16 protein-coding genes are annotated in these 16671 nt (G+C 73.1%); 9 read left to right on the plus strand and 7 right to left on the minus strand.

From position 1 onward, the window contains the following. Positions 1-235: 235 nt before the first annotated feature. The gene (locus ACWDYF_RS35815; protein WP_018571276.1) at positions 236-505 is read left to right on the plus strand and encodes a hypothetical protein; all 270 of its coding nucleotides are present in this window, start codon (positions 236-238) and stop codon (positions 503-505) included. 129 nt (positions 506-634) lie between these two features. Here ACWDYF_RS35815 and ACWDYF_RS35820 read toward each other — a convergent pair whose 3' ends face one another. Then, on the minus strand, positions 635-1390 hold the full coding sequence (locus tag ACWDYF_RS35820; RefSeq protein ID WP_389474616.1) for a ferritin-like fold-containing protein: 756 nt from the start codon (positions 1388-1390) through the stop codon (positions 635-637). Positions 1391-1908: 518 nt separating this feature from the next. Between ACWDYF_RS35820 and ACWDYF_RS35825 the strand changes: the two genes are divergently transcribed. Both ACWDYF_RS35825 and ACWDYF_RS35830 read left to right on the plus strand, forming a co-directional pair. Continuing rightward, complete coding sequence (locus ACWDYF_RS35825; RefSeq protein WP_389474614.1) at positions 1909-4524, plus strand: DEAD/DEAH box helicase; 2616 nt, start codon at positions 1909-1911, stop codon at positions 4522-4524. A 182-nt stretch (positions 4525-4706) separates the two neighbouring features. After that, positions 4707-5606 (plus strand): alpha/beta fold hydrolase, encoded by a 900-nt coding sequence (locus ACWDYF_RS35830; protein ID WP_389474612.1) that lies wholly within the window; start codon positions 4707-4709, stop codon positions 5604-5606. A 15-nt stretch (positions 5607-5621) separates the two neighbouring features. On the opposite strand, the gene ACWDYF_RS35835 is transcribed toward ACWDYF_RS35830, so the two are convergent. Then, the gene (locus ACWDYF_RS35835) at positions 5622-6530 is read right to left on the minus strand and encodes an NYN domain-containing protein (RefSeq protein WP_018571270.1); all 909 of its coding nucleotides are present in this window, start codon (positions 6528-6530) and stop codon (positions 5622-5624) included. A 205-nt stretch (positions 6531-6735) separates the two neighbouring features. Between ACWDYF_RS35835 and ACWDYF_RS35840 the strand changes: the two genes are divergently transcribed. Next, positions 6736-6912: a hypothetical protein gene (locus ACWDYF_RS35840; protein ID WP_381742838.1), complete on the plus strand. Its 177-nt coding sequence runs from the start codon at positions 6736-6738 to the stop codon at positions 6910-6912. A 103-nt stretch (positions 6913-7015) separates the two neighbouring features. On the opposite strand, the gene ACWDYF_RS35845 is transcribed toward ACWDYF_RS35840, so the two are convergent. The 3 genes from ACWDYF_RS35845 to ACWDYF_RS35855 form a co-directional block, all read right to left on the minus strand. Beyond that, complete coding sequence (locus ACWDYF_RS35845) at positions 7016-7624, minus strand: MarC family protein (RefSeq protein ID WP_018571268.1); 609 nt, start codon at positions 7622-7624, stop codon at positions 7016-7018. A gap of 86 nt (positions 7625-7710) precedes the next feature. Next, positions 7711-8589 carry a PHP domain-containing protein gene (locus tag ACWDYF_RS35850; protein ID WP_389474608.1) on the minus strand — a complete coding sequence of 293 codons (879 nt, stop codon included), beginning with the start codon at positions 8587-8589 and terminating at the stop codon, positions 7711-7713. Between the two features lie 142 nt (positions 8590-8731). Further along, positions 8732-9373, minus strand: a complete 642-nt coding sequence (locus ACWDYF_RS35855) for a DUF6758 family protein (protein ID WP_064535120.1) — start codon at positions 9371-9373, stop codon at positions 8732-8734. A gap of 172 nt (positions 9374-9545) precedes the next feature. On the opposite strand from ACWDYF_RS35855, the gene ACWDYF_RS35860 reads away from it, so the two are divergent. After that, on the plus strand, positions 9546-10775 hold the full coding sequence (locus tag ACWDYF_RS35860) for an MFS transporter (RefSeq protein WP_389474606.1): 1230 nt from the start codon (positions 9546-9548) through the stop codon (positions 10773-10775). A 43-nt stretch (positions 10776-10818) separates the two neighbouring features. Here ACWDYF_RS35860 and ACWDYF_RS35865 read toward each other — a convergent pair whose 3' ends face one another. Beyond that, positions 10819-11403 (minus strand): suppressor of fused domain protein, encoded by a 585-nt coding sequence (locus tag ACWDYF_RS35865; protein WP_381742420.1) that lies wholly within the window; start codon positions 11401-11403, stop codon positions 10819-10821. A 473-nt stretch (positions 11404-11876) separates the two neighbouring features. Here ACWDYF_RS35865 and ACWDYF_RS35870 point away from each other — a divergent pair, with 473 nt between their 5' ends. Further along, on the plus strand, positions 11877-12992 hold the full coding sequence (locus tag ACWDYF_RS35870) for a magnesium and cobalt transport protein CorA (protein WP_381742418.1): 1116 nt from the start codon (positions 11877-11879) through the stop codon (positions 12990-12992). Between the two features lie 40 nt (positions 12993-13032). Continuing rightward, entirely contained in the window at positions 13033-13545 is a 513-nt protein-coding gene (locus tag ACWDYF_RS35875; protein WP_389474603.1) for a hypothetical protein, read from the plus strand. 18 nt (positions 13546-13563) lie between these two features. On the opposite strand, the gene ACWDYF_RS35880 is transcribed toward ACWDYF_RS35875, so the two are convergent. Continuing rightward, positions 13564-14343 carry a hypothetical protein gene (locus ACWDYF_RS35880; protein WP_381742414.1) on the minus strand — a complete coding sequence of 260 codons (780 nt, stop codon included), beginning with the start codon at positions 14341-14343 and terminating at the stop codon, positions 13564-13566. Positions 14344-14684: 341 nt separating this feature from the next. Between ACWDYF_RS35880 and ACWDYF_RS35885 the strand changes: the two genes are divergently transcribed. Both ACWDYF_RS35885 and ACWDYF_RS35890 read left to right on the plus strand, forming a co-directional pair. Continuing rightward, positions 14685-16016, plus strand: coding sequence for a magnesium transporter MgtE N-terminal domain-containing protein (locus ACWDYF_RS35885; protein WP_018571260.1), 1332 nt, complete (start codon positions 14685-14687; stop codon positions 16014-16016). Continuing rightward, entirely contained in the window at positions 16006-16632 is a 627-nt protein-coding gene (locus ACWDYF_RS35890; protein ID WP_389474600.1) for a DUF1003 domain-containing protein, read from the plus strand. Before ACWDYF_RS35885 ends, ACWDYF_RS35890 begins: the two co-directional genes overlap by 11 nt. Positions 16633-16671: the final 39 nt, after the last annotated feature.

Genomic DNA, 16671 nt, shown 5'->3' on the forward strand with positions numbered 1-16671 from the left:
ATCTGGCGGTCACCGACCGCCGGGCCCACTCCCGCGTCCGGGCCGGCCCCCGCCCCTCCCCCGCGCGGCCCGCACCCATCCCCCGCGCGGCCCGCGCTCGCGCCCCGCTCGGCCCCTCCTCGCGCGCTTCACGCAGCGCACACAAACAGCTCACAGGGAGGGTTGCATTCCGCAGGTCAGGGGTATGACGGGGCTACGACCGTCAGCACCGGCCGCTCGTGTGGGAGGGACTGTGATGTTCTTGGAGGCCCTGGGATCCGCCGTGCTCGGCCTGCTGCTCGGCTGGGCGGTCTTCCACCGCCTGGCGCGCCGCCTGCCGTCGCGACCGCTGGTCCTGTCGACGGGGGTGGCGGGCGCCCTCCTCGGTGACTTCGTCACCCACAGCGCGCTCGGCTCGGCCCCCGTGCTCTCCAGCCTGCTCGGCGCGGCCGTCGTCTCGGCCGCCTCCGTCTCCCTGCTGCTGCGCCCGGCCGGCCGCCTGCGCCGACGATCCCTGACGGCGTAGCCGACCGTCCGGCCGCCGGGGGCCGTCCGCCGGACCGACCGGCCGTACGGCCCGCGCGCGTCCGGCCCGACCCGGCTGCCCCGGCCCGGCCCGCCCGACGACAGGGCGGCCGGGACTCCCCCATCCGCGCTACGCGGCCAGTCCCAGCGCGGCCATCCGCTTGGTGTGCGCCTCGGTGATGCGGGTGAACATCCGGCCGACCTCGGCGAGGTCGAAGCCGTCCGCGACCCCGCCCACGAGCATCGTGGACAGCGCGTCGCGGTCGGCGACGACCCGCTGCGACTGCGACAGGGCCTCGCCCATCAACCGCCGCGCCCACAGCGCGAGCCGCCCGCCCACGCGCGGGTCCGCGTCGATGGCCGCCCGCACCTTCTCCACCGCGAAACCGGCGTGCCCGGTGTCGTCGAGGACGGCCAGCACCAGTTCACGGGTGTCGGAGTCCAGCCGGGCCGCGACCTCCCGGTAGAAGTCACTGGCGATCGAGTCGCCGACGTACGCCTTGACGAGCCCTTCCAGCCAGTCCGAGGGCGCCGTCTGCCGGTGGAAGCCGTCGAGCGCGGCGACGAACGGGTCCATCGCCTCGGTCGGCTCGGCACCGATCTCCGTGAGCCGGTCGCGCAGCCGCTCGAAGTGGTGGAACTCGGCCGAGGCCATCTTCGCCAGCTCGGCCTTGTCCGCGAGGGTGGGCGCCAGCTTGGCGTCCTCCGCGAGCCGTTCGAACGCCGCGAGCTCCCCGTAGGCGAGCGCGCCGAGCAGGTCCACGACGGCGGCGCGGTACTGCGGGTCGGCGGCGGCCGTCGCCCAGTCCTGGGCGGCGATCCCGGTGCGTTCGACGGGGGCGTCGGGGGCCTGGTCGGGCGTGTCAGAGCTGGTCATGAAGCGCACAATAGCCCGCTCCCCGGGCCCTGGAGAGATCTTGCCGACCAGTGTGACGACGGCTACGTGACCAAATCGGCCATCGCGTGTGCACGATTCCGGGGTATGGTGGTAATGCGCCTGCTGGGTGGGCCGGGGTTCCCGGCCGTGCTTCGACAGGCCGCACGCATGAGGATGCCCGGTCGGTGGCCCGATCGGCTCCGACCCGACAGCCCTCCCTGACCGTACGGCACTGTGCGTACGACGATCGGAGGGACCCCCTCAGCGGTACGAGCGCTGGGCCCGCCCCGTGGGCAGGTCCGAGAGCGTCGGCAGAGGTCCCGCGCCACCCGGCCGGCCTGAGCGGCAAGACCGCACGGCCGCCGTCGTCCCCGGTGCGGTCCGACACGACCCCCGCACTCGCCTCGCGCCGCACACACAGAAGAGGCAGCACCCTGACTACGACGTTCCGATCCCTCGGGATCCTCCCCGAGACCGCCGAGGCCCTGGAGGCCGTCGGCATCACCACTCCCTTCCCCATCCAGGAGATGACGCTCCCCGTGGCCCTGTCGGGCACGGACGTCATCGGCCAGGCCAAGACCGGCACCGGCAAGACGCTCGGCTTCGGCCTCCCGCTCCTGGAGCGCGTCACCGTCCCCGCCGACGTGGAGGCCGGACGCGCCACCCCCGAGGCTCTCACCGACGCCCCGCAGGCGCTCGTCGTCGTCCCCACGCGCGAGCTGTGCGTCCAGGTGACCAACGACCTGCTGACCGCCGGCAAGGTGCGCAATGTGCGGGTGACCGCGATCTACGGCGGCCGGGCCTACGAGCCCCAGGTCGAGGCCCTGAAGAAGGGCGTCGACGTGATCGTCGGCACCCCGGGCCGCCTGCTGGACCTCGCGGGCCAGAAGAAGCTGAACCTCAAGCACGTCAAGGCCCTCGTCCTCGACGAGGCCGACGAGATGCTCGACCTGGGCTTCCTGCCCGACGTCGAGAAGATCATCGGCATGCTTCCGGCCCGGCGCCAGACCATGCTGTTCTCGGCCACCATGCCGGGCGCGGTCATCGGTCTCGCCCGCCGCTACATGTCGCAGCCCACCCACATCCGCGCCACCACGCCGGACGACGAGGGCGCGACGGTGGCCAACACCACCCAGTTCATCTACCGCGCGCACAACATGGACAAGCCCGAGATGGTCGCGCGCATCCTCCAGGCCGACGGCCGCGGGCTGGTGATGATCTTCTGCCGGACCAAGCGCACGGCGGCCGACCTCGCCGACCAGCTCAAGCAGCGCGGCTTCGCCTCCGGCGCGGTCCACGGCGACCTCGGCCAGGGCGCCCGCGAGCAGGCGCTGCGCGCCTTCCGCAACGGCAAGGTCGACGTGCTCGTCTGCACCGACGTCGCCGCCCGCGGTATCGACGTCGAGGGCGTGACCCACGTCATCAACTACCAGTCGCCCGAAGAGGAGAAGACGTACCTGCACCGCATCGGCCGCACCGGCCGCGCGGGCGCCAAGGGTACGGCGATCACCCTCGTCGACTGGGACGACATCCCGCGCTGGCAGCTGATCAACAAGGCGCTGGAGCTGGGCTTCAACGACCCGCCGGAGACGTACTCCACCTCCCCGCACCTCTTCACCGACCTGGGCATCCCGGCGGGCACGAAGGGCATCCTGCCGCGCTCGGAGCGCACCCGCGCCGGGCTGGACGCGGAAGAGCTGGAGGACCTCGGCGAGACCGGTGGCCGCGGTGCCCGCGGGCGCGGCGGCCGGGGCGGACGCCCCGAGGGCCGCACCGCCGACCGGGATCGCGACCGTGACCGGGATCGCGACCGCGACCGCGACCGATCGGAGCGCACTCCGCGGCGGCGCCGCCGCACACGCGGTGGTGCGCCGGTGGAAGCGGGCGCGCAGGGCACCGGTACGGCGGCCGAGGCCGCCCCGGCCGCTCCGGCGCCCGCCGACGAGGCCGCCGCTGTCCGCACCCCGCGCCGCCGTCGGCGGACGCGCTCCGGTGCGGGCGCCCAGCAGCAGCCGGTCCAGCAGTCCGCCGCTCCCGCCGTCCCCGCGGCGGCCGAGGCGGTCGTGACGGCGGCGGAGAGCCCCGCGCTCGACACCGCCGACACGACGGACAAGCCGCGCCGCCGCCGGACCCGCCGCTCGGCGGAGTCCCCGGCCGTGGCGAGCACGGCCGCTCCGGCCGCCGAGGCCGTGAGCCCCGCTCCCGAGGCGCCGCAGGCCGCCGTGGCGGCGACCGCCGTGGCGGAGGCCGACGCCGAGGCGAGCGCCCCGGCCCCGCGCCGCACCCGCAAGAAGGCGGCCCCGGCCGCCGAGGCCGAGGCCGTGACCGAGGTCGTGGCGGAGGTCGTGGCGGAGGCACCGAAGGCCGAGCCGCGCCGCCGGACCCGCAAGGCCGCGCAGCCCGCACCGGCCGCCGAGGCCGCCGCGACGGCACCCGCCGAGGCCGCGCCGAAGCGCACCCGCAAGAAGGCCGTCGCCGCCGAGGCACCGGAGGCCGTCGCGGAGACCGAGGCCAAGCCGAAGCGCACCCGCGCCCGCAAGGCCGCTGTCGCCGCCGAAGCCACCGACGCGGCACCGGCCGCCGAGGCGGTCGAGGCGACGGTCACCGCGGAGGTCACGGCCGCCAAGCCGCGCCGTACCCGCAAGGCCGCGGCCCCCGCCGTGGAGACCGCAGCCGCGCCCGCCGTGGCGGAGGCCGCTCCCGCCGAGGAGAAGCCGAAGCGCACCCGCAAGAAGGCGGTCGCCGCCGAGGCACCGGAGCCGGTCGCGGACGCCGAGGAGAAGCCGAAGCGCACCCGCAAGAAGGCCGTCGCCGCCGAAGCGCCGGAGCCGGTCGCGGAGACCGAGGCGAAGCCGAAGCGCACTCGCAAGGCCGCCGCCAAGGCACCCGTCGACGCCCCCGAGGGCGAGACCGCCGAGGCCAAGCCCAAGCGGACCCGCAAGAAGGCCGTCGCCGCCGAGGCGCCCGAGGCCGTCACCGAGGCCGAGGCCAAGCCGAAGCGCACCCGCAAGGCCGCCGCCAAGGCACCCGTGGCGGAGGCCCCCGGGGCGGAGATCCCGGCGCAGTCGACCGGTGAGCCGGCCGCCGCGCCGCGCCGCCGTACGCGCAAGGCGGCCGCGGCCGTCGAGTCCGCGGAGCTCTGAGCGGGCACCGGCCCGCACCGGCAGTACGGCCGACGGCCCGGTCCACCTCGCGTGGGCCGGGCCGTCGGCCGTTCCCGCGCCCGGCCGGGGCGCCCGGCCGCCCCCCTCCCCCCATCGCGCCCTCCGCGCCCTCCGCGCCCTCCGCCGCCTCCGCGCCGCAGGCTCCCCGATAGCCTCACCCCATGAGCAGGCCCATCTCCTTCGTCCCGCCCTCCGGTGCCCGGAGCTACCGGCTGCGCACCGCGCGCGGTGAGTTCGCCGTCGTCGACGTGCCCGCGGCGGCCGGTGCCGGGCCGAGGGGGACGGCGCTGCTGCTGCCCGGCTTCACCGGCAGCAAGGAGGACTTCAACGCGCTGCACGCACCGCTCGCGGCGCGCGGGTACCGGACCGTGGCCGTGGACGGGCGCGGGCAGTTCGAGTCGGACGGCCCCGAGCACGACGAGTCCGCGTACGCCCAGGAGCAGCTCGCGCGGGACGTGCTCGCGCAGGCCGCCGCGCTCGCCGTCCCGGTGCATCTGCTCGGGCACTCCCTCGGCGGGCAGATCGCCCGCGCGGCCGTCCTGCTCGACCGCTCCCCCTTCGTCTCGCTCACCCTGATGTCCTCGGGTCCGGCGCAGATCTCCGCCGCCCAGCAGCAGCGCGTGAAGCTGCTGCGGGACGCGCTCGCGGCACTGTCGATGGCCGAGGTGTGGGAGGCCGTCCAGGCCATGGAGGCGGCCGCGGCGACCGGGGGCACGGACGAGGACGGCGGTCTGTCCGTCACCCTGGACTCGGGCGCCGAGGACCGCGACGACCTGCGGCGCCGCTGGCTGGGCACCCGGCCCGCGCAGTTGCTGGCCACCGGGCGCCAGTTGTGCGCGGAACCGGACCGGGTCGCCGAACTGGCCGCCGTCGCGCTGCCGTTCCATGTGCTGTCGGGGGCCCGGGACGACGCCTGGCCGGTGCCGCTGCTGGACGCCATGGCCGTACGGCTCGGAGCCCGGCGCACGGTCGTCGAGGGCGCCGAGCACTCGCCCAACGTGGACCGGCCGCTCGCCACCGCCCGCGCGCTCGCCGACTTCTGGGACGGGGCAGGCAGCTAGCGCTCGGCCCGGAGGTCAGTACTGCGCCTGCAAGTGGTCCCAGAAGCCGTCCCTGAGGGAGCGGCGCAGATCGGCCTGGCCGCGCAGCGAGTACTGGAGCAGGCCCTCGGCCTCGACCAGGAGTTCCTGGTCGACGGAGCCGGGCAGATAGGGGTGGCCCGGCAGGAGTTCCATCACGCTGTCCCGGCCGCGCGCCGCCAGCCACTTGGCGGCGATCTGCGCGCCGACGAAGCGGACGTCCTCGCGGGTCGGCCGGGTGGTGGCCGTCGGGTCGTAGGTGACCGGGGTGCGCCGGGAGACGTAGGGCTTGAAGAAGTCGAGGTCGAGGGTGCGCTGGCTGTCGACCTCCCACAGCAGCGGCTCGGCCTGGTTGCGGCCCTCGGGGGCCTCGATGCCCCACAGGTGGACCCGGGCGCCGTAGCCCTGGGCGGCCTCCACGGCGGAGACCAGGTCCTCGTCGCCGCCGAGCAGGGCGGCGTCGCTGATGGCGCGGTGCCGGGCGAGCGACTCCAGGTCCGAGCGGATCAGGGAGTCGACGCCCTTCTGCTGGTTGTTGGCGTTGAGGTTGCCGAGGCGGACCTTCACGTCGGGCAGTTCGGCGATGGTCTGCTGCTCGGCGGTGTGGATACGGCGCCGGGCGCCGTCGTACCAGTAGACGCGCAGCAGCCTGCTGTCGGCGAAGACCGTGCGGGCCCGGTCGATGAGCGCGTCGATGAGGCCCTCGGCGTCCAGGTCGAAGGCGCGGCGGTCCTCGGTGCCGGCGACGAGGCGGCCCGCGGCGGCGTAGAGATAACCGGCGTCTACGAAGATCGCGTGGGTCGAGGGCGTCTTGGCCACCTCGGCGAGCATGCGCTCCAGCAGCTCGTTCGTGTGGTCGATGCGGGCGGCGAGCGCCGCGCGGTCTTCGTTCATGGCCTCGTTCATCACCTCCATTGTCCCGGTGGTCACGCAGCGAACACAACCGGTCCCGATCGGTCGACGGAGAGACCGTGACGCATCAGTAATTAGACGTTCGAAAAATTTCCTTAGCGTAGGGAATGTTCGTGGCAGGTGAACCGTTGACCAGATACGGAGCACGGGGCACCGACGCCGCGAGCACCATCCGTCTCCAGTAATTCTCCGCAGGAGGATGACCAGACGAAGGGAGAAGCCTGTGCGCTTCGAGATCATGCGACTCGACGAGGTCGACGGGACCACCGTGGACAGCACCGTCGTGGACGCCGCCTCCGTCAATCGGATCGTTCAGCAGGCCGCCGCCGTAGGGCAGCGCCTCTGGATCCGCCCGGCCGACACCCCGGCCTCGTAACAGCAGGGGCTGTTTACACACTTCGGAGCCCCCGCACGGCCCGCGTGAGCGTGGCCGGGCGGGGGCTCCGTGCGTCGTCCGGCAGGTCCCCGGGCTCCGGGGCTCAGGCGCCGCCCCGCACCACCTGGGTGATGCCGTTGATGATCTGCTGCACGGCGATGGCGGAGAGCATCATGCCCGCCAGCCGGGTCACCAGGACCACGCCGCCGTCCTTGATGACGCGGATGATCAGCAGCGAGTAGCGCATGACGAGCCAGAGCACCACGTGGATCGCGACGATCGCCGACCAGACGGAGACCTGGGTGGCCACGCTGTCGGCCTTCTGCACGGCCAGGATGACGGACACGATCGCGCCGGGTCCGGCCAGCAGCGGCATGCCCAGCGGGACCAGGGCGACATTGACGTCCTTGGTCGCCTTGGGCTCGTCGGTCTTGCCGGTGAGCAGGTCCAGGGCGATCAGCAGCAGGAGCAGCCCGCCCGCGATCATCAGCGCGGGGACCGAGACATGCAGGTAGTCGAGGATCTGGTGGCCGAGGACACCGAACACGGCGATCACGCCGCCCGCCACGCAGACGGCCTGGAAGGCCATCCGCTTCTGGATCTTGGCGGGCCGTCCGGCGGTCAGCGCCAGGAAGATCGGGGTGATCCCGGGGGGATCCATGATCACGAAGAGAGTGAGGAAGAGGGAGCCGAAAACGGCAGCGTCGAACATCGTCTGAACTGGCCTTGCGTACGGGTGAAGGGGAGGGGAAGGAAGGCGGGGGTGGGTGCGGGCGCGCGCGGGAAGGGGCAGGGGCCTCAGGCCGTGCCCGCGACCGCGCCGTCTCCGCCGGCGCCCGGCACCGGGAACGCTCCGGTCGCCCGCCGCGTGATCTCCCCGTACACGTCGGGGTGCGTGGTGAACTCGCCCAGTGCGACGGCCTTGCGGTCGCCGTGGTAGTCGCTGGAGCCGGTGACCAGCAGGCCCAGTTCCCCGGCCAGGCCGCGCAGCCGGGCCCGGGTCGGCGCGTCGTGGTCCATGTGGTCGACCTCGATGCCGTCGAGTCCGGCGGCGGCCAGCTCGGCGATCGTGGACTCCGGGACCGTACGCCCGCGCTTGGCGGCGGCCGGGTGGGCGAAGACGCAGACCCCGCCCGCGCCCTTGACCAGGCGGATCGCCTCGAACGGGTCGGTCTCGTGCTTGGCGACCCAGGCCCGGCCGCCGTCGGCCAGCCACTGGTCGGTGAAGGCGTCGCTCACGGTCGGTACGACGCCCAGTTCCACGAGGGCGGAGGCGACGTGCGGGCGGCCGACCGAGCCGTCGCCCGCGATCCGCGCGACCTGTTCCCAGGTGACGGGCACACCGAGCGCGTTGAGCCGGGCGACCATGCCCTGGGCCCGGGGCACCCGGTCGTCGCGGACCAGCTCCCGCTCGGCGAGCAGGGCGGGCTCCTCGGGGTCGAAGAGGTAGGCCAGCATGTGCATGCTGACGCCGTCGACCCGGCACGACAGCTCGGCGCCGGTGACGAGGGTCAGCCCCTCGGGCAGCGCGGCGGTCGCCTCGGCATGGCCGCGGGTGGTGTCGTGGTCGGTCAGCGCGACGACGTCCAGTCCGGCCGCGGCGGCGTTCCGCACCAGTTCGGCCGGGGTGTCCGTGCCGTCGGACGCGTCGGAGTGGGTGTGCAGGTCGATACGCACGACACGGACTCCAGACGGTGACGGGGCGGAAAGGGACACTCAAGGATAACGGGAGACAAGGGGTGCCTTGTCACCCCCGCACACCCGCCTCGCCCCCTACACGCGCCCGCAACACACCCGCGACACACCCGGACGGGCGGGCCTACGGCTGCAACAGCCGCGGGGACAGCGCCCCGCACGGCACCAGCTCGGCCTCGGCGCCCGCGTCCCGCAGGTCGGCGAGGACCAGTTCGTCGTACATCAGCAGGCCGGACTGCTCGGGCCAGACCACCGCCCACAGCCACAGCCCGAGGGCCTCGCCCGCGAAGACGGCGCGGTCGACCGGGGCGCCGCCGACGTGCCACAGGGGGGTCGGGCGGCCCGCGGCCAGCACCTTCGCGTCCGGCGGCTTCTCCACGTTCAGACAGGGGCCGGGGTCGGGGCCCTCGATTCCGGCGTAGCGGGCGCCGAGGCCGACGCCCAGTTCCTCGGCGACGAGGATCAGCTCGCCCATGCCGCCGAGCGGTCCGGGGCCCGAGCAGGCGACGGCGGTCGCCCGGCCGCCGCTGCGGTCGTCGCCCGCGGCGGCCACGCCGGTGAACAGCCACCCCACGGGCAGCGGCCACGGCATCCACACGGGCACCTGGGTGCGGCTGACGACGACGCCGAGTCCTTCGACGCTCGGCGGGGTCACGGGCTGCACCGGATGCACCGTCCCGTGCTCAGCGCACTGCCAGGTGTCGCTGAAGAGGCCGGGAGCCCTGACCCGGCCACCGCACTTCGGGCAACTGGGTTCGCCCCTCATAGAGCCCCACGGTCCTACCCGGACAGCGCCGCGTCAAGGACGATCACCCGTCCGGAGGGGGGCCGTCCGCTCCGGACCAAATAGATGTACCTTGCATTAGTTAGCTGATCTAACTTACTATGTGCATAAGCCAACCATCGTTCGAGCATCAACCGTCCGGATTGGAGCACGCATGGCCGCGGACCCCTTCGACGCGGGCGCCGGCAGCATCCTGCGGCAGCCGAAGGCCGTCTGGGCGACGGCGGGAGCGTCCGTCGTCGCCTTCATGGGCATCGGTCTGGTCGACCCGATCCTGCCCTCCATCGCCAAGGGCCTGGACGCCACCGCCAGCCAGGTCTCCCTGCTCTTCACCTCCTACTTCCTGATCACCGCCGTGGCCATGCTGGTCACCGGCTTCGTCTCCAGCCGCATCGGCGGCAAGAAGACGCTGCTGCTCGGCCTCGCCTTCGTGGTGGTCTTCGCCGGACTCGCCGGCACCTCGGGATCCGTCGCCCAACTGGTCGGCTTCCGGGCCGGCTGGGGCCTCGGCAACGCGCTCTTCGTCTCCACCGCGCTCGCGGTCATCGTCGGCGCGGCGGCGGGCGGCAGCGCGGCGGCCATCCTGCTCTACGAGTCCGCGCTCGGCCTCGGCATGGCCTGTGGCCCGCTGGTGGGCGCCCTGCTCGGCAACGCGAGCTGGCGCTACCCGTTCTTCGGCACCGCGTTCCTGATGGCCGTCGGGTTCCTGTGCATCACCGCGCTCCTGAAGGAACAGCCGCGGCCCGCCCGCAAGACCTCACTGCTCGACCCGCTCAAGGCGCTCGGCCACGGCGGTCTCGCCTCGGCGGCGGTCTCGGCCTTCTTCTACAACTACACGTTCTTCACCGTGCTGGCCTTCACGCCCTTCGTGCTGGACATGACCCCGTACAAGTCCGGCGCGGTGTTCTTCGTCTGGGGCCTGCTGCTCGCCGTGTTCTCCGTGCTGGTGGCGCCCCGCATGCAGGCGCGGTTCGGCTCGCTGAAGGTGCTCGGCGGCTCCCTGGTGCTGCTCGCCGCCGACGTGGTCGTCCTCGGCTACGGCGACCACACCACCGCGATCGTCTGCACCGTGCTGTCCGGCGCGTTCATCGGCGTGAACAACACCGTCTACACCGAGTTGGCGCTCGGGGTGTCGGACGCGCCGCGCCCGGTGGCGAGCGCCGGCTACAACTTCGTGCGCTGGTTCGCCGCCGCCGCGGCCCCCTATCTCGCCCCGAAGATCGAGGAGTGGAGCGACCTGCACATCCCGTTCGTGGTCGCGGGTGCCACCGCGCTGCTGGGCGCCCTGGTGGTCCTGGTGCGGCGCCGGTCCCTCACGCACGACGCCGAGGAGCTGGAACCGCGTCACGCGACCGAGGACAGCGTCACGGTTTTCGCCAACTGACGTACACGCCCCGCGGCTTGGGTGAGATCGCTCACTTCGGAGGTCACTCCAGCGGGACGGACCGGCGGGCCGGGTCCCGCAGGTCCGTCCCGAGCGTCAGCCAGCGCTCCTGGAGCGCCTGCGCGCCGTGCACACGTTTGAACGCGGCCTCGTTCGGCGTCATCGGCAGCACCGGCAGGAACCGCACGGGATCCAGCGGCGCGTCGAGTTCCAGGTCCTCCACCAGACCGCCCGGCTCGGCCACCAGGACCGAGGTGAAGGGCGCGCCCGGCCACAGCGCCTCCCCCACGTCGAGCGAGGCACCCGGCGCCACGACCACACCCTCGACCTGCGGGGACGCGCCGAGGACGGCGAGCGGACGGAGCACCTTGTCGGTGTCGGCGCGGCCGGTGCGCACCGACAGGACCAGTTCGGCGCGCGGCCCGGCGACCGGGTCGGCGACCATCGCCGTGGGGTCCGCCATGGGCCGGGCCGACATGCCGAGCGTGGCGTACCGGACGATGTCCCCCTCCTGGAAGCGCAGCACCTCGATCCGGTCCGTGCCGAGGAAGGTGACCGCCGCGCGCGCGTCCGGCTCGCCCAGCGCGGAGCGCAACCGGGCCTCGACCAGAGGAAGAACATCTGCCATGTCGCGAGCATAGAACTCGTCAGCACCCGGCAAAGCGGCACCTTGACACGTCGGCCGACTGATACTCTGACTCGGTGGTTCGGGGCAGCACGCAGAAGCGTCGCGATCAAGCCCCGACGCCGATGGGACTCCCTTACGAGGGACCGGCCGGAGGAGGTGGGGCTGTCATGGATCGAAGTCGACCGTGCAGTAGCACCCGCTCTTCCCGCCGCTGATGTAGCTGTTCCGGCTCCGGCTGACCGCCACCTCTCGCCTTCGTGCCCCTGTGCGCGTCGTACGGAAGAGCACTTCGTTTCGTTTGCCTGATCGTCCGATCTGACCGATCGAAATCAGTGACGAAGCCCGCTCACCGCGTCGGTGCGGTGCTCCCCGCTTTGTGGACGTGCGAAACATCCGCACGCCGGACGTCCTCATTCCGGGCAGTTCCGACCGCCGTAGGCGCTCTTCGTCGCTCGTCACGAAGGAGTCCCGCCATGTCGATGATCCGTGACCTGCGCGCCGTGGTCCGCCCGTCCCGCCCGGCGCAGCGCAAGGACAACGGCACCTACGACACCACCCGCGACCCGGCGACTCCCTCGGCCGTCGTCGACTGCGCCGTCTACCGCGACGGCGCCCGCGTCGAGACCCGCGTCCCGCTCACCCCGCAGGAGGCGATGCGCCTGGTGCGGCGCGACGGCGGCTTCGTGTGGATCGGGCTGCACGAGCCCACCGAGGCCGAATTCGCGGGCATCGCCTCGGAGTTCGGACTGCACCCGCTGGCCGTGGAGGACGCGGTCCAGGCCCACCAGCGGCCCAAGCTGGAGCGCTACGACGACTCGCTGTTCACCGTCTTCAAGACGATCCACTACGTCGACCACGACCAGCTCACCGCCAACAGCGAGGTCGTCGAGACCGGCGAGGTGATGTGCTTCACCGGACGGGACTTCTTCATCACCGTCCGGCACGGCGGCCAGGGTTCGCTGCGCGCGCTGCGCCACCGGCTCCAGGACGACCCCGAGCTGCTGGTCAAGGGCCCCTCGGCGGTGCTGCACGCCATCGCCGACCATGTGGTCGACGGCTACATCGCGGTCGCCTCCGCCCTCCAGGACGACGTGGACGAGGTCGAGACCGAGGTGTTCTCGCCGGGCCGCGGCCGTACCCCGCGCGGCACCGACGCCGGACGGATCTACCAGCTCAAGCGCGAGGTCATGGAGTTCAAGCGCGCGGTGTCGCCGCTGCTGCGGCCCATGCAGCTGCTGAGCGAGCGGCCGATGCGGCTGATCGACCCGGACATCCAGAAGTACTTCCGCGACGTGGCCGACCACCTGGCCCGCGCCCAGGAGCAGGTCATCGGCTTCGACGAACTGCTCAACTCCATCCTCCAGGCCAACCTCGCCCAGGCGTCCGTCGCGCAGAACGAGGACATGCGGAAGATCACCGCGTGGGCCGCGATCATCGCCGTACCGACGATGGTCTGCGGGGTCTACGGCATGAACTTCAAGTACATGCCCGAGACCCACTGGAAGTACGGCTACCCGGTGGTCATGGCGGTCACGGCCGCGATCTGCCTCGGCATCCACCGCACGCTCAAGCGCAACGGCTGGCTGTGAGCGCCGCCGGTGCCCGGCCGGGTCTCGTTACGCTGCTGTCATGACAAGCGCACTGCTCGACCGGGCCCTCGTCGAGGAGGCCACGAAGAAGTCCGGCCTCGTCTGGGTCGCGGGCCCCGGCGGACCGGCCCGCCCCCTGTGGCACGTCTGGCACGAGGGCGCGGCCTGCCTGGTCGGTGACGGCCCCGGCGAACAGCCGCTGCCCGGCCTGGCCGACGGGGTCACCGCCGAGGTGACGGTGCGCAGCAAGGACAAGGGCGGCCGTCTGGTCACCTGGGCGGCGCGCGTCGTGGAACTCGCGCCCGGCTCGCAGGCGTGGCAGGAGACGATGGCCGAGCTGAAGGGCAAGCGCCTGAACGCGCCGGACGCGGAGACCATGACCGAGCGGTGGGCCCGCGAGTGCCGAGTGCTGCGCCTGGAGCCGACCGGCGCGCTGGCGCCGCTGCCCGACACCTCGCTGGCCGAGGCGCCGCTGCCCACTCCGGCGACGACCCGTCAGCCGGTCCCGGCGGGGCTGCCCCGGCTGCTGCTGAGGAAGAAGCGGCGGCGGTAGCGGCGGCTGGGCGGCCCGTCAGGACGTCGGGAGCTGCTTGCCGTAGTCGACGGTGTCGTCCGCGTCCGGCTCGGCCAGCGGGAAGTCCTTGCCCCACTCGGTGAAGGTCAGGGTGCCCGCGTCGCCCGCGCGGGCCAGCCGCAGCGGATAGGGGGTGCCCTCCAGGGAGACGTCCAGGGTGCCGCCGGTGCCCTGGCCGCCCGTGATGCGGATGGTGCGGACGCCGGACTGCTCGTGGCGGCCGTCCGCCGCCAGCGCGCCGTGCAGTGTCAGCAGACTGTCGAGGAGCACGCCCTTGTCCGTGAACCCGCTGAACCGCTTGTACGCGGGGTCGCGCTGGGGCACCTTCACGTACTTGCCGTCGAGCTTGCCCGCCGCCCCGCCGTTCGTGCCGCCCTTCCCGTCCTTCCCGTCCTTGCCGTCGTCGTCCGCGTTGCTCCAGAACTGGGCGTCCGCCTTCAGATACAACTGCGCGCCGACCCGCAGCAGCCCGAACGTCACCCCCTGCGAGGTGACCGAGCCCGTGCCGCCGTCGGACTTCAGCCGCATGTCGAGCCGGTACGTACGGCCGTTGCTGACCACGTCGCCGGCCAGGTGCACGGCCCCGGCGGACGCGGCGGCGGCCTTGGTCCGCGCCTGGACCTGGTCGGCCGGCAGCTTGCCGACGCCGTTGGTGCCCGCGTCCGGATCGTCCCCGGAACAGCCCGTCAGGCCCGTGCCGGTGACGACGGCCAGCGCGCACAGCGCACTCGTCAGCGTGGCCCGGCGGGTACGGCGGCCCTGGGGAATCGCAGTCACAGGCGGCACTGCCTTTCAGCTCGCGAGCGGCGGGTGCGGTGCGGCCGCGGGCGCCGCGCGGCATGACGGCGTACAGGGGAGGCACGGCACGCGGACGGCACCACGGGCTGGGGAACCCGTAGCGGCGTACGGCAGCGTACCGGGGGCGGCGCGGCCCGGCGGAGCCAGTCCGTCCGCTCCGCTCACCAGGGCGTATCCGAACGGGACGGGCTAGCCTGAAGCCCACTTGAGCGGGCAGGCGAGAAGACACCGGACACACCGGGCACACCCGGCACGGCAGCAACAGCACGCCAGGAAAGACGACAGGCACGACAGGAAGACGACAGGAAGGAGGCACGGTCATGGCAGCGGGCGCCCCCCGGATCTTCGTGTCGCACCTCGCCGGTGTCGCCGCCTTCGACCCGTCGGGCGACCAGGTGGGACGCGTACGCGATCTGGTCGTCATGCTGCGGGTCGGCCGCAAGCCGCCCCGGGTGCTCGGCCTGGTCGTCGAACTCTCCACCCGGCGCCGCATCTTCCTGCCCATGACCCGGATCACCAGCATCGAGTCCGGCCAGGTCATCACCACCGGTGTGCTCAACGTCCGGCGCTTCGAGCAGCGGCCCACCGAACGGCTCGTCTTCGGCGAGCTGCTGGACCGCCGCGTCACGCTCGTGGAGAGCGGCGAGGAGGCCACCGTGCTGGACCTGTCGGTGCACCAGCTGCCCGCCCGGCGGGACTGGGAGATCGACCGGATCTTCGTGCGCAAGGGCCGCAAGGGCGGCGCCTTCCGGCGCAGCAGGGGCGAGACGCTGACCGTGGAGTGGTCGGCGGTCACCGGCTTCTCCCTGGAGGAGCACGGGCAGGGCGCCGAGAACCTGCTCGCCACCTTCGAGCAGCTGCGCCCCGCCGACCTCGCCAACGTGCTCCACCACCTGTCCCCCAAGCGGCGCGCGGAGGTCGCCGCCGCTCTGGACGACGACCGGCTCGCCGACGTCCTGGAGGAGCTGCCGGAGGACGACCAGATCGAGATTTTGGGCAAGCTGAAGGGCGAGCGCGCCGCCGACGTGCTGGAGGCGATGGACCCCGACGACGCGGCCGACCTGCTCGCCGAACTGCCCGAGGCGGAGCAGGAGCGGCTGCTCGGTCTGATGCAGCCGGCCGACGCCGCCGAGATGCGGCGCCTGATGTCGTACGAGGAGCACACCGCGGGCGGCCTGATGACGACCGAGCCGATCGTGCTGCGGCCGGACGCGACCGTCGCCGACGCGCTCGCCCGGGTCCGCAACCCGGACCTGTCCCCCGCGCTCGCCGCCCAGGTGTACGTCTGCCGGCCGCCCGACGAGACGCCGACCGGCAAGTACCTGGGCACGGTCCACTTCCAGCGGCTGCTGCGCGACCCGCCGTACACGCTCGTCAGCTCGATCCTGGACGACGACCTCCAGGCGCTCTCCCCGGACGCCGAGCTGCCGGTGGTGGCCGGGTTCTTCGCGACCTACGACATGGTCGCGGCGCCCGTGGTGGACGAGGCCGGGTCGCTGCTGGGCGCGGTCACCGTGGACGACGTGCTCGACCACATGCTGCCGGACGACTGGCGGGAGACGGAGTTCCACCTGGACGACGGGACCGGGGCGGCGGCCGGGACCGCCGGGGGCACGGACGAGGGCGTGGGGGCGGGCGGGCATGGCGGCTGAGCGAGAGAGCACCCGCGAGCGGCCCCCGGCCGGGGCCACCGCCGCCGGCCGGGCGCGGGCCCGGCTCGACCAGCCGCGCCCGCTGCGGCGGCGGCTGCTGCTGCCCGAGTGGGACCCGGACGCCTTCGGCCGCCTGTCCGAGCGCATCGCGCGCTTCCTGGGCACCGGGCGGTTCATCGTCTGGATGACGGTGGTGATCATCCTCTGGGTGGTCTGGAACGTGTCCGTGCCGCACCGGCTGCGCTTCGACGAGTATCCGTTCATCTTCCTGACGCTGGCGCTGTCCCTCCAGGCGTCCTACGCCGCCCCGCTGATCCTGCTGGCGCAGAACCGGCAGGACGACCGGGACCGGGTCAACCTCGAACAGGACCGCAAGCAGAACGAGCGGTCGATCGCCGACACCGAGTATCTGACCCGGGAGATCGCCGCGCTGCGGATGGGTCTGGGCGAGGTGGCGACCCGCGACTGGATCCGCTCCGAGCTCCAGGACCTCGGCAAGGAACTGGAGGAGAGACTGGTCAGGGAACTGGACCGCGGCGGCGCCGGGGACGGGCCGGAACGGCCCGGGGTATTCCCGGCGGATCACCCGCGCGGACGTGACATGGACGACCGCTGACGGGGGTCCCTGGGCCGCGGCCGGGCGCCGTACCATCGT

The sequence above is a fragment of the Streptomyces sp. NPDC003284 genome, assembly GCF_053589675.1.